The following is a 12,642-nucleotide window of genomic DNA, read 5'->3' as shown; positions in this document are numbered from 1 at the left end:
TCAGTCTGCAATCTCGATCAACCTCGTTTCGCTGACAGCCGCGCTACCACCCACCATCAAGCCCAGAATCGCAGCATCGCTGCCGGTTTTCAGCCTTACCTCGATCACACTGGGGGAGGGAAAGTGCATGAACTGCCCCTGCTCAATCAGGTAGCTGTCTTCCCGGATGACTAGCTGATCGTGAAGGTAACAAGCCATCGGCCCTGCGGCCATGCCGGTCGCCGCCTCTTCGTCGATACCGTAGCGTGGCGCAAACATACGCGTGCTCGCATGCCGCCCCGCCTCTCGCGTGTCGAGGGTGAAGACGTAAACGCCGATCAGGTCGAGCGCATCACTCAGTTCGGTAATGATCGCCCGGTCGGCACTCAACTTGGCCAGCGTTGCCGCATCCGTTACGCCTAGTACAACAAAGGAGTTTCCGGTATTGACCACTAGCGGCGCGGCCCCGGACAGCAGCTCATCGCCGCGCAGACCAAGACCCTGGAGCAGTTGCGCCTGGTGTTTCTCCGACAATGTCTGGTAGCGGGGGGCCAGCTGCTCCATATAGGCCTGGTTATTTTCTAGCCGGATCTCGCGGCAGCCGTCGATGGTCTCTTTGGATGCATGGGGTTTGGTTAGCTTGCCGATCTGGTTGAGGTAATTGAAGGTCGCTACGGTGGCGTGGCCGCAATGGGCAATCTGGCGTGTGGGTGTAAAGAATTCCAGCATAAAGTCGGCGTTGCCGGACGGCGAAACGAACGCCGTTTCGGACACCCCCACCGTGGCAGCGATACGCTGTTTCTGGTCGCGCGTAAAACGCTCGGCGTCCAGCACCACGCCCGCGGGGTTGCCACCGAGAGGCCCATCGGTAAAAGCATTTACGATCGGTACTTCAATCTTCATCGTTTATCTCCTTCAGGTTATCCCGTTAGGGGGTAGGCGCCGAACGAGGGGATCCAATTCTTTGTCTGCAACCTCGGCCATACCTTATTGCGCTGATTAGTGTTGCTAACGCGCTTGGCCAGTTTGGTTGCAGTAGGTCTTGCTTGAGATTGGCTCCTGTAAAGCTATGATCGGCTTCGAAGGGGAAAGGGACAAACGACAAAATCTGCTTCATACTTAAGTTTTGGTTATGTATGGAGTGGCTGGCTTGAAGCGCTTACCAAACCTCAAAGCCCTGCAGGCGTTCCGCTATGCTGGCGAGCTACAGAGCTTTAAGGCGGCTGCCGACCGGCTTCATGTCACTCAGGCCGCTATCAGTCAGCAGATAAGAACACTCGAGGAGCAGTTGGGGATCAAGCTGTTCAAGCGGCTGACTCGCGAAGTGGTGCTGTCGTCGGAGGGCAGCCAGTTACTGCCGTTTGTATCCAAGGCGTTTGCAACTCTTGAGCAGGGGATCGCAGTGTTGAACGACGATCCCGCCCCTAATCGACTCAACATCGCGACCTTGCCCTCCTTTGCCAGTCGCTGGTTGGTGCCTCGCTTGGGACGTTTTCGGGAGCAGGCGCCTGATCTAGTCGTCAGTCTGTCGCCAAGCCTGGAGCTCAGCTCGTTTGAGGCCAGTGATCTGGATGTGGCGATACGGTTCGGGCGAGGTCATTATCCCGGGCTGACCGCGATCAAACTGTTTGACGATTACCTGATTCCGTTGTGTCACCCCAGCCTGGTGGTGCAGGGTAAACCGGTGAAACGCCAGCTCGCCAGGCTGCCCCTGCTCTCTGATGATTCCCCGGACATGCAGTCCATCTGGGAGACGTTCCAGCAACGCTCGGAGATTCAGTTCGATAACAGTTCCGCGCGGCTTCAGGTCAACGACGCAACCCTGCTGATTGAAGCGGCCCTTGCCGGACAGGGGCTCACGCTGATGCGCTTCAGCCTGGCCTATGAACTGCTCGCCAGAGGCCTGCTGATCTGTCCGCTGCCGGTCTGCCTCAAGTCGCCGTTTGACTACTACCTGGTGGCGCCGGAACGTTACTTCAAGCGCCCGAAAGTCAGTCAGTTGGCGCAGTGGCTTGATATGGAGTTTGCCGAAACCCGGGGCGCTTGGACGAAGTTCAAAGCTGAGCTGTGAAGAAGTCACTGCTGTCCGACTCAATCTTTCTGCTCAGGCACTGCCGAACAGGCGCTCAATACACCTCATTCCTCATATTTCCGGCGACTCGTAGGGCGTGGTCAAGGTGGGCTCATGGCTCAACCGCGCGGCGAGAAAATCGATGAACACCCGCAACTTGGTCGGCAGGTGACGTGTGGGCGGGTAGAGTACCCAGGCATCGCCGCAATAGTTGGTATTGAACTTCCACTCCGGTAACACCTGTACAATCAGCCCCTGTTGCAGCGCATTGCGTGCAGTGAAGTAGGGCAGGCTGCCGATGCCGATATGGTGCAGCACCGCATCCAGCCGTGCACCGGTATGATTGGCGGCATAGCGGCCCCTGACATCGACACTGACACTCTTGTTGCCGTGCTGAAACTTCCAGCGTGAGTCGCCGGGTTCCTCGGCCAGATAGATACAGCTATGGGCTTTCAGATCCCGTGGGTGTCGGGGAGTGCCGTGCTGCTCCAGGTAGCGCGGCGTGGCGCAGAGCATGTGATCGATACGCAGCAACGGGCGTCCCATCAGTCCCGGTGGCGGTTGATCGGTGATCCGGATCGCCAGATCGATGCGGTCGTCGATCAGGTCCACATAGCGGTCGTCGAGCTGCATCTGCAGATCGATCTTTGGATAGCGGTTCAGGAATGCCGGCATATGTGGATGCACGACAAAACGGCCCACCGCCTTCGGCACACTGACCCGGATCAGTCCTTGCGGCTCAAGGTTGAACTGGCCCGAGGATTCCATCACCGCTTCCGCCGCATTGATCATATCCAGGCAGTGGGCATACACCTCCTGACCGCTTTCACTCAGGCGCAATTTGCGCGTGGTGCGTTGCAGTAGCCGGGTGCCTAAGGCCCGCTCCAGGCGAGTGACGGCGCGGCTGGTGGCGGAGGGTGTTGTACCCAGCTGACGGGCCGCTTCGGAGAAACTTTTAGCCTCCACCACGCGCACGAAAACCGCCATCTCAGGCATCAGTGCGATCGCTTTATTTTTGTCCATGAAGCAAAAGTCATTTGGTTTTTCATCGGATTATCAAGCCATTTTTCGCCCAATACAATGCTGATAACTCAACTGGATGGGCTGTAATCATGACCGAATGTATTTATCTGAACAGTGATACGTTGTGCCTGAACGCTGAGGTGGTCGAGTGTGCCGCCGTAGACAACGACCAGTATGCGGTGAGGATGAAGAGCACAGTGCTGCATCCGCAAGGGGGCGGACAGCCCAGTGATATCGGCTGGATCGGCGGTGTGCCGGTGATCGATGTGCGTCAGGAGCAGGGGGAGGTCGTTCACTATCTGATGGAGCCCGTCCCGCTCGGTCCGAATGCGGTGCAGGTCGATGAGTCGATGCGCCGGCTGCATAGCCGACTGCACTCAGCAGGTCATCTGATTGGGCATGTGGTCGAGCAACTCGGCTGGCGGCCGATCAAGGCTCACCATTGGCCGGGCGAATCTCAGGTGGTGTTCTGCGCCACGGAGAGTGCCCGCCCTGTCGACCTGGCCGAGATCGAGCTGCGCTGCATTCAGCTCATCGCGCGGGACCTGCCACGGCGGGTCAGTATCCGCGACGACGGCTACCGTGAGGTCGGCTTCGGTGATATCCAGGCCTATCCATGCGGCGGTACTCATGTGCGCTCCCTGGGGGAGGTTCACGGCGTTCTTATCCTCTCCTCCAAAACCAAAAAGAACCAACTCTCGATTCAATACGACGTTATCCCGTCATTCTGAATAGTCCATAGATTGTTGCGGCAGAGGAGGGTAATCATGTTACTGGAGTCGAATGAACTTGATTTAAATGCAATGGGAAAACTGGCAAGGCAGGAGGTGCTGGCGCTCAGGGTCAGGAAGTTCATCGCTAGCGATATCGCGTTGAAACTAGGCGATAAAATACTCTTTCAGGGGTTCGAAAAATACTCCAACGCACCGAGTATCGGTCGGATCGGGATGGCATTTTATGAGGCGGAGAACCAGCCGCCACGGATAGCGGACTATTTCGAAAGCGCCTACGAGAATATCGATGAACTCAGGAAAAGGTGCTTTCCCTACTTTTCGCCGATCGATCTGCTGCGCTGCAAGCTGGATGAGACCTGGTTGCCCGGTGCCCAGCTCGAAACCCTGTATGGCCGCAAGATGTATGTCGGCCTGTCGCGGGTGATCAAGCCCGGCGTCCGCTTTCTTGCCCACCATGACATCTTTGCCAAGGATGCGCCCGATAGCTTCAAGGCCCGCAGCCTGCAGACCCAGATCGCGGCGAATGTCTACCTGACCATGCCCAGTGAAGGCGGTGCAGTGCAGATCTGGGACCGGGAGCTGACACCGGAGCAGTTCGATGGTATGCGCGGCGACAGTTACGGCATCGACCCGGAGATATTGGGCGAACCGGACCTGGAGATACGTCCGGAGCCCGGCGACCTGGTGCTGTTCAACTCCCGGCGTATGCACGCCGTGACTCCGGGCAGTGACGACCTGCGTCTGAGTCTGTCCTGTTTTATCGGCTATCGCGGCGAGGCCAGCCCACTATCGTTCTGGAGCTGATATGGATATCGCTTACCTGCATGAATTTACCGCACTGGCACTGGTGCACTTTCTCGCCGTGGTGATCCCCGGGCCGGATTTCGCGATCACGGTACGCCAGAGCGTGCGCTTCGGACATCTGGCCGGCACGGTAACGGCGCTGGGGATCGGCGCCGGCATATCGGTGCACGTGATCTACACCCTGCTGGGGATCAGCGCGCTGATGCACACCACGCCCTGGCTGATGGATATGGCCAGCCTGGTTGGCGGTGTCTACCTGATCTACCTGGGGGTAGGGTTGATCAGAAGCCGACCTGCCAGGGCAGACGCGCTGGCTGCGGAAGCGGGGGCTCAGCAGAGCCCGCCGCTGCACCGTGCCTTTATGGTCGGTTTCATGACCAATGCGACCAACCCCAAGGCGACGCTGTTCTTTCTGGCGATCTTCACCACCCTGGTCAGCGGTACGACGCCACTGCCGGTGCAGATCCTGTATGGCAGCTGGATGTGTGTGGTGAATGCGACCTGGTTCATATTGGTCAGTTACATGTTTTCCCGCAACGGCGTCAGAAGCCGGTTTCTCTGCCTGGGACACTGGCTGGAGCGGACCATGGGGGGGCTGTTGATCGGTGTCGCGTTGATCTACTTTGAACGCTTGGGGCATAGCGTGTTCGATGAGTGGTTGAGCGCTGTGGTGTAGCGCTTATCTACCCCTCGGGGTGTATTGGTTTCGATCCTCGAACTCCCTAGTCTGGTCACTATCGGAATAATCGGATGAGGAGCTCTCGATGCATACCCTGGCTGAATGGACTGCGCTGGCGCAGACACTCGAATTTCGCAACCTGGCCTGGATCGATGGCGGATTTCGTGCCGCCATCAGTGGTGATACCTTCCCGGCGATCAATCCGGCCACCGAAGAGCTGCTGGCCGAGGTGGCCAGTTGCGATAGCGCGGACATCGATGCGGCCGTGGTTGCCGCACGCCGGGTATTCAAGTCCGGAGAATGGTCGCGCAGCGCCCCGGCCGAGCGCAAGCGGGTGCTGCTGAAACTGGCTGATCTGATGGAACAGCACAGCGATGAGTTCGCGCTGCTCGATACCCTGGATATGGGCAAGACCATCAACGAGATGGTCTATATCGACGTACCCGACGCCATCGACTGCCTGCGTTGGACCGCGGAGTGTATCGACAAGGTATACGGCGAGATCGCGCCGACCAAGCCGAGCACCCTGGGCCTGATCACCCGCCACCCGATCGGTGTGGTCGGGGCGATCACGCCCTGGAACTACCCGCTGCTGATGGCAATGTGGAAGCTGGCGCCGGCGTTGGCCGCCGGCAACAGCGTGGTGCTCAAACCCTCAGAGAAGGCGTCGCTGAGCTGCCTGCGTCTGGCCGAACTGGCGCGCAAGGCCGGTCTGCCCGATGGCGTACTGAACGTGGTGCCGGGCTTTGGCCATACCGCGGGCAAGGCGCTGGCGTTGCATATGGATGTGGACAGCCTGGCCTTTACCGGTTCCACCCGTGTCGCCGGTATGCTGATGCAGTACGCCGGTCAGTCCAACCTGAAACGAGTGTGGATCGAAGCGGGCGGCAAGTCGCCGCTGATCGTGTTCGACGATTGCGCCGATATCGAGGCGGCGGCACGTGGTGCGGCGGGGGCGATCTTCTCCAATCAGGGCGAGGTGTGTATCGCCGGTTCCCGCCTTTATGTGCAGAACAGTATCCGTGAGCCATTCATCGAGGCGCTGAAGCGCTTTGCCGGTAAATACCAGCCCGGCAATCCGCTTGATCCTAAAGTGAAGATGGGGCCGATGGTGGACAGGGCACAGCTGGACACAGTCAATCGCTATATCCAGAGCGCCATCGACGAGGGCGGCACGATTGCACATGGTGGCCTGGCCGACACCGATGGCCAGGGCTTCTACCCGCGGCCGACCATCGTCACCGATACCCGTCCCGATATGACCTGCGTGCGCGAAGAGATCTTCGGCCCGGTGCTGTCGGTGGCCGGTTTCGACAGCGAAGAGGAGGTGATCGCGCTGGCCAATGACAGCATCTACGGCCTGGGCGCCTCGATCTGGACCGACAACCTCTCCCGTGCCCACCGTGTCGCCGCGGCGATCGAGAGCGGTATGGTCTGGGTCAACGGTTGGGGCGAGGGCGATACCACCATGCCGTTCGGCGGCGTCAAGGGCTCCGGCAACGGCCGCGACAAGTCGCTGCATGCGCTGGAGAAGTATTCCGAACTGAAATCGGTCTGGATCAGCCTTTAAGTTTCCACCCTCCTGTTCGCGCCTGCCGTTTTTCTGGGCAGGCGCGCCCCCTTTCCGCAGTACTCTTGGCACTATCACCTCTGCTGATACAAACAACGCTTGGCGGGATCACGCGCCTGGCGTAGCCGTGTTGGCATTTGCCGAGGCGATAGCGTGGGGCGTTATTGAGTCAACATGCCGGACATGAACCGGCTGGCAGGCGGAAACAAAAAAAGAGGCCGCCGACAATGTGTCGGGCGGCCTGCTAGCAAGTATGCGGTAGCGAAGAGGTGCTGAAAAAGTGCGAAGGTTAGTTACCGTCCCCGGCTAGAACAGAGTTCCAGGCTCGGGTGCGCATACGACCGGTTTTCATTGCTACATCCTCCAGCGGGAACAACAACTCCTGCTTCTCCTCGGGGATATACATGTGCGGATCGTTACGAATCGGCTCTATGACCAGTTCGGTCGCATCCTTGTTGGCGTTCGGGTAGCCGATCTCGTTGCTGGCGCGGGCGATCACGTCCGGGCGCAGCATATAGTTGATGAACGCATGTGCCTCGTCGAAATCCGGTGCGTTGCTGGGGATTACCATGACGTCGGACCAGAAGGGGACGCCTTCGCGGGGCAGCGACATGCGCACCTCGACGCCGTTATTGGACGCGCGCGCGATCTTGTTGGCCAATGCCATGCCGCCGGACCAGCCCACGCCCAGGCAGATGTTGCCGTTGGCCAGATCCATGCCGTAGCGAGATGAGTTGAAGTATTTCACGTAGGGACGGATCTTCAGCATCAGGTCACGCGCCTGCTCGTAATCCGCCTTTTGGGTCGAATGGGAGGGCAGGCCCAGGTAATTCAGTGCGATCGGCATGATCTCGTCGGCCGAGTCGAGTAGACCGACACCGCAATCTTTCAACTTGCTGATGTTCTCCTCCTTGAACAGGATATCCCAGGTATCCATATCCACGTCGCTACCCAGTGCTTCTTCGATCGCCTTGGCATTGTAACCAATCAGCGTGGTGCCCCACATATAGGGGATGGCGTACTGGTTGCCGGGATCGTTGATCTCCAGAGAGTGCATCACTTTTTCGTCCAGATGCGGCAGATTGGGCAGCTTTGATTTATCCAGTGGCTGGATCGCCTTGGCGTTTATATAGCGCTTCATGGTCGTACTGCTGGGGAACACGACGTCGTAACCGGAGTTGCCGGTCAGCAGCTTGGATTCCAGCATCTGCGGATTGTCGAATACGTCGTAGATCGGGTGGATGCCGGTCTCTTTTTCGAAATCCTCGAGAATCTGTGGTGGAAGATATTCGAGCCAGTTGTAGATACGGACCACGCGCTGCTGCTCCTCGGCCTGGACGCCAGCGGTCAGCATCGAAACGGTCAGCAGCAGAGTTGCTTTAACTGCGTTGATTTTCATTGTTTTTCTCCGTTACGTCTTGGTTGGCGATCGATCAGTAGCGGTAAGTGAAGTAGAGTTCCAGAGTGGAGAAATCCTTATCGCCGAAGACGGATTCCGCCGCCTTGCCCGGGCTGACGCGGCTGTACGCGATTGACGCCAGGATACTCTCGTTGGGATACCAGTCGAGGAACAGCGTGGTCTCGTTGCCGAAATCCTTGCTGGCTACCGGAGCGCCAAACAGATTGGCTTCATCCAGCTTGAAGTCGTAGTAGATCGCGCCGATACCCATGGTCGGACCCAGATCGGCCTTGACCCATACCTGGTCGACCACCTCATTGCTGTTGTTGAGCAGGTAGTTGCCGGTGATCTCGCCGACGATCCAGGTGCCCCAGTCGATGTAACCCTTGGCCAGGGAGTCCCAGGTTTTCTGCGTGTTGTCGCCCAGGTTGTCGTCACCCGAGAAGTAGGAGTGACGGTAGCCGATGCGCGGGCGTGACTCGAATGCCGAGAAGGCGTATTCCGCTTCCGCGAACCAGGCGCTGGCATCGTAGTCGACTCCGTCGCCGCTGCCGGTTTGAATCGCATACTCGCCGGAGAGGGTCAGATCGGGCAGCGAAGGGATGTTCAGCCCCAGGCCACGAACGCTGTATACGCGCATGCCGTCGCGAGCTGCCGAGTTACTGTCCGACTGCACGCCCAACGCCATGGCACCCAGCATGCTGCGCTCGCCCAGATAGTAGTCGACGTTGGCGCCGTTCATGCGGTACCCGCCCAGATGGCTATCGGTTTCCAGCGAAAACCCCTGCACCGAGTAGGCATCGCTGTCGTAGCGCAACACGGCTGAATCATGGAAGGCGTGGCGCGGGGCGAGCCAGAGTGCGGCGTCGTCGAACATATCCAGGTTACCGTCCATGACGATAAAGCCGTTGCCGACCATGAAGTCCTGGTGGCCGAGGGTGAAGCGCCAGCCCTGCGACTCGAAGCCGGCATACAGCTCTTCGACTTTGATACTGTCATCGGAACCGTTGGTGAGTCCGGCGGCATCGCCGTCGCCGCGGGTGGCGGCCGCGATTGCGGATGCGGCACCGACCAGATTGAAGTCGGGGCTAAGGCTATAGTTCAGCTTGGCGCTGGGGGTGACAAAGTACTCTTGCCAGTTGGCGTCCTCGTCTGTCACCTCCAGGCTGCGAACATCGAAGCGTCCGGCGCCGAAGTTGGTATTGCGGGTAAATAGGGCTGCGCTGCCAAGCGACACACCCAGTTCGGCTTTCAGATCACCTTTCTCAACGGTATAGCCGGCGTGTGCAGCGCTGCATGCAAGCAGCAGTGCCGCGCCCGGTACCAGACGTTCGAGATGGGTTTTCATCACTGATACTCCTTGGTTTTCGTTATTGGTTATGGAGGGGCCGCCGAAAAGGTCTGCCGGTGAGCAGACAGGTGTTGCCGTTATTGTTTTAGGTGCGCCGCGATCGCTTTCAGCAGGCGGACGCTATCGGTGTCGAGCAGCCCGACCGCCTCGGGTAGAGACGACTGTTTGACGATCACGACCTGGGCCGGAAAGTCGATGAACAGGTATTGACCGTGGATGCCGCCGGCCATGATTGACTGGCTGTCGTGGTTGGAGACATACCATTGGCTCTTGTAGGAAGCGCCCGGTACCCAGCTGTGGAAATCCTCGTCCTGGGCGTAGATGGCCGGGTCCGAACCGCCCGCGATACGGAAGATGGTGTCGACACCGATCAACTGCTCGCCGTTGAAGCGGCCGCCTTCTGCGAGCAGCAGGCCGAATCTTGCCATATCACGCGCGGTGGCGTTGAAGCCTGCTCCGCACACGCTGCGACCCCAGGGATCGGCGAGAAAATAGCCGCTGTGCTCGGCGCCCATGCGTGACCAGATCTCGGTCAGCATATCGGCGCAGGAGCGGCCCGATGCTCGCTCCATGACCCAGGCCAGGGCTTCGGTGCAGGCGGTCACATAGTGGAACAGCCCGCCGTGCTCACCCTGTTTTCGCAGGGTCGGCAGATACTCGTACAGGGAGCGATAGTGGGAGTAAGCCGACGGTGCCGGCTGGAAGCCGCAGGCGTAACCGTATTGAGAACTCTCGGATGCCGGATCGTCGTACTGTTCGCTGTATTCGATGCCGACAGCCATATCCATCAGTTCGCGTACCTTGGCATCGGCGAAGGCGCTGCCGGCGAACTCCGGTACGTAGCGGTCGGCAGGTGCCTGCGGATCGAGTACGCCATCGCCTATCAACTGCTCGGCCAGGGTGCCGATCAGTGATTTGGTCACCGAAAACATGATGTGACGATCATCGGCCTGCTGTCCGGCAAAGTAGCGCTCGTAGACAAGCTTGCCCCCCTTGAGCACGACGAAGGCATCGGTGTTGGTCGCGCAGAGCGCCTCCGCTACCGTCACCTCCCGTCCGCAGTTGCTGGAAAAGCTCAGATCACCGAGTTCGATCGGCGCCTCCGGCAACGCTCTTACCGGAGTCCGTCCGGCCGGGACTTCGACGTTGGGACGCAGGCGGTTCAGGTGACGAAACCCCCATCGGCTGTACGGCAACCGCATCCAGTTGTCCCAGGTGACCCTTAGCTCCGGTGCCGGCGGAAAGCCCTGCATAAGCGACGGTGCATCGCTTGGCGTTGCCAACGCCCGCTGTGCCGCTTCGTACAGGGCATCGATCTGTTGCTGTTCCGTTAAAGCATCATGGCTGTACATCGTGTTGTCCTAAGTCTGCAGTAACGAGGTGTGATGTGATAATTTTTAACCCTATAAAATATTTTAGTCAATAAAAAATTATATCGAATTAAAATTTTTACAGGGTAAACGTGGGTGGTAAGATACGGCACACAGTCAACCCGGCAGGGAGTCAGTCTTGTGAGTGGATTAAGGGAACGACAGAAGGAGATGCGGCGTCGGGCGATTCGCCAGGCGGCGATCGAACTGTTCGAGAAGCAGGGGTACAGGGATACGACCATCGAGCAGATCGCACGGCAGGCCGGGGTCACCGCGCCGACCGTGTTCAACTACTTCGGCTCGAAGCAGGCGATACTGCTGGAGATCGTCCAGGACATCGACAAGGCGGCTCTCGAGGCGGCCTGCCGCGATATAGACAAGTACACGGATCCGCTGGATGCCTTGTGCCGTCTGGAGCAGGTGATTGTCGACCTGACCCTGAAATCCTTCCCTACTTCATTTTGGCGCGAGTTGTTGCCGATGCTGATTGTCGAGGCCGGCAGTGGCCTGCCCGAGAGCTATCGCAACTCCAACGATCTGCTCAAGCAGGGGATAGCCTCGGTGCTGGAGGGGATGAAGGCGAAGGGGGTTCTCAGAGAGGATCTGGACGTGCACGTAGCGGCCAGGCTTTTGAACGAATACTCCTATCTGCAGCTGATGCGACTGACCAGCCGTGACGATTACGACATCGAAGCGCACCGGCGGGATGTCCGCGAGACCACCGCGCTGGTGCTGTATGGCATGATCAAACACTAGTCCATGTGTCGGCCCGCTGGATCGACTGTATAGGCTAGGTCAGGTGGGGCTCCACCGACAGCGCCTTCAGATGGCCCAGGAACAGGGTAAAGATCTCGGACTGGGTCGAGGTGTCCAGCTTGGCATGGATATTCTTGCGATGCACCTTCACCGTGCCGACACTGATATTGAGCTTGTCGGCGATCGCCTTGGATGAGTTGCCTTTCAGAATCAGGTGAGTGATCTCGCGCTCGCGCTGGGTCAGCACGCCGCTGCCGAAACTCTTCAGCGCCTGCTTCACCGAGTCATCGGACTCTTCGTACTGCACGTACTCGCCGGCCTGCGCCAGCCAGAACTGCCGGAACAGGGCACTGATCACCGGGTAGATCTCCTGCAGTGCGCGCAGCTCCGAGCGGGTGATGGTGCCCAATCCCTTGCAGCGGCCCAGTGAGATGGCGCAGGTGACTTCGGAGTCCAGCTTGATGATCATCACGATCTCATCGACGATGCCGAAGTACTGGTAGCACTCCTGGTAGAAGTCGGTCTCCTCGAACGAGTCCGGCGCGTACTCGGCCAGGCGGGTCACCCCCGATACCGTTTCGTTCTGGATCGCATCAAACAGCGGATCGAGCAGGTAGTAGCCGTTATTGAGGAAGGAGCGCAGCGTACTGCTCTGCTCCGAAGGATCGATCGGGTGGATGACGATCGGCTTGAACGACTTTTTGTAGGTCACGATCAGCGAGGTGTCGAAGTGACAGTAGCTGGCCAGCACCTCGACCAGTACGCGGGGAAAGCTGCGCAGGCGGATATGGTCGATCAAGACGGCCAGGTTTTTCTGCCAGCTGTCCTGGAGGTTGATCGTCTGGTAAGTGTCGCTCATTCGGGTACTGCGATAATGTGCGCGGTGTTGAGCGCGCCGGTTGGAAA

At 58.9% G+C, this 12,642-nt stretch carries 12 protein-coding genes; 6 read left to right on the top strand and 6 right to left on the bottom strand.

The annotated features are described in order from the left end of the window. Nucleotides 1–882 (bottom strand): PhzF family phenazine biosynthesis protein, encoded by an 882-nt coding sequence (locus IEX40_RS02960; RefSeq protein ID WP_188745591.1) that lies wholly within the window; start codon nt 880–882, stop codon nt 1–3. 238 nt (nt 883–1,120) lie between these two features. Between IEX40_RS02960 and IEX40_RS02955 the strand changes: the two genes are divergently transcribed. Then, nucleotides 1,121–2,050, top strand: coding sequence for a LysR substrate-binding domain-containing protein (locus IEX40_RS02955; protein ID WP_229680561.1), 930 nt, complete (start codon nt 1,121–1,123; stop codon nt 2,048–2,050). 72 nt (nt 2,051–2,122) lie between these two features. On the opposite strand, the gene IEX40_RS02950 is transcribed toward IEX40_RS02955, so the two are convergent. Then, nucleotides 2,123–3,073 carry a LysR family transcriptional regulator gene (locus tag IEX40_RS02950; RefSeq protein ID WP_188745589.1) on the bottom strand — a complete coding sequence of 317 codons (951 nt, stop codon included), beginning with the start codon at nt 3,071–3,073 and terminating at the stop codon, nt 2,123–2,125. Between the two features lie 89 nt (nt 3,074–3,162). Here IEX40_RS02950 and IEX40_RS02945 point away from each other — a divergent pair, with 89 nt between their 5' ends. From IEX40_RS02945 to IEX40_RS02930, 4 genes are all read left to right on the top strand, one after another. Next, entirely contained in the window at nt 3,163–3,804 is a 642-nt protein-coding gene (locus tag IEX40_RS02945; RefSeq protein ID WP_188745588.1) for an alanyl-tRNA editing protein, read from the top strand. Nucleotides 3,805–3,840: 36 nt separating this feature from the next. After that, nucleotides 3,841–4,611 carry a 2OG-Fe(II) oxygenase gene (locus IEX40_RS02940; protein ID WP_188745587.1) on the top strand — a complete coding sequence of 257 codons (771 nt, stop codon included), beginning with the start codon at nt 3,841–3,843 and terminating at the stop codon, nt 4,609–4,611. Nucleotide 4,612: 1 nt separating this feature from the next. After that, nucleotides 4,613–5,287 carry a LysE family translocator gene (locus IEX40_RS02935; protein ID WP_188745586.1) on the top strand — a complete coding sequence of 225 codons (675 nt, stop codon included), beginning with the start codon at nt 4,613–4,615 and terminating at the stop codon, nt 5,285–5,287. An 88-nt stretch (nt 5,288–5,375) separates the two neighbouring features. Next, complete coding sequence (locus IEX40_RS02930; protein WP_188745585.1) at nt 5,376–6,860, top strand: aldehyde dehydrogenase; 1,485 nt, start codon at nt 5,376–5,378, stop codon at nt 6,858–6,860. A 289-nt stretch (nt 6,861–7,149) separates the two neighbouring features. Here the strand turns inward: IEX40_RS02930 and IEX40_RS02925 are convergent, their stop codons facing one another. The 3 genes from IEX40_RS02925 to IEX40_RS02915 all read right to left on the bottom strand — a co-directional run bounded on the left by IEX40_RS02925 (nt 7,150) and on the right by IEX40_RS02915 (nt 10,962). Beyond that, nucleotides 7,150–8,259 (bottom strand): polyamine ABC transporter substrate-binding protein, encoded by a 1,110-nt coding sequence (locus tag IEX40_RS02925; RefSeq protein WP_188745584.1) that lies wholly within the window; start codon nt 8,257–8,259, stop codon nt 7,150–7,152. Nucleotides 8,260–8,293: 34 nt separating this feature from the next. Continuing rightward, nucleotides 8,294–9,607 (bottom strand): alginate export family protein, encoded by a 1,314-nt coding sequence (locus IEX40_RS02920; protein WP_188745583.1) that lies wholly within the window; start codon nt 9,605–9,607, stop codon nt 8,294–8,296. 80 nt (nt 9,608–9,687) lie between these two features. Then, complete coding sequence (locus tag IEX40_RS02915) at nt 9,688–10,962, bottom strand: serine hydrolase domain-containing protein (RefSeq protein WP_188745582.1); 1,275 nt, start codon at nt 10,960–10,962, stop codon at nt 9,688–9,690. Between the two features lie 159 nt (nt 10,963–11,121). Here IEX40_RS02915 and IEX40_RS02910 point away from each other — a divergent pair, with 159 nt between their 5' ends. Beyond that, nucleotides 11,122–11,736 carry a TetR/AcrR family transcriptional regulator gene (locus tag IEX40_RS02910; protein ID WP_188745581.1) on the top strand — a complete coding sequence of 205 codons (615 nt, stop codon included), beginning with the start codon at nt 11,122–11,124 and terminating at the stop codon, nt 11,734–11,736. 34 nt (nt 11,737–11,770) lie between these two features. Here the strand turns inward: IEX40_RS02910 and IEX40_RS02905 are convergent, their stop codons facing one another. Continuing rightward, nucleotides 11,771–12,595, bottom strand: coding sequence for a response regulator transcription factor (locus IEX40_RS02905; RefSeq protein WP_188745580.1), 825 nt, complete (start codon nt 12,593–12,595; stop codon nt 11,771–11,773). Nucleotides 12,596–12,642: the final 47 nt, after the last annotated feature.

Origin of the sequence: Marinobacterium zhoushanense (genome assembly GCF_014641945.1) — a bacterium.
In the GTDB taxonomy this organism is placed as follows: Bacteria; Pseudomonadota; Gammaproteobacteria; order Pseudomonadales; family Balneatricaceae; genus Marinobacterium_D; species Marinobacterium_D zhoushanense.
The sequence above is the reverse complement of the archived record's forward strand: the minus strand, read 5'-3'. Positions and strand labels throughout refer to the sequence as shown.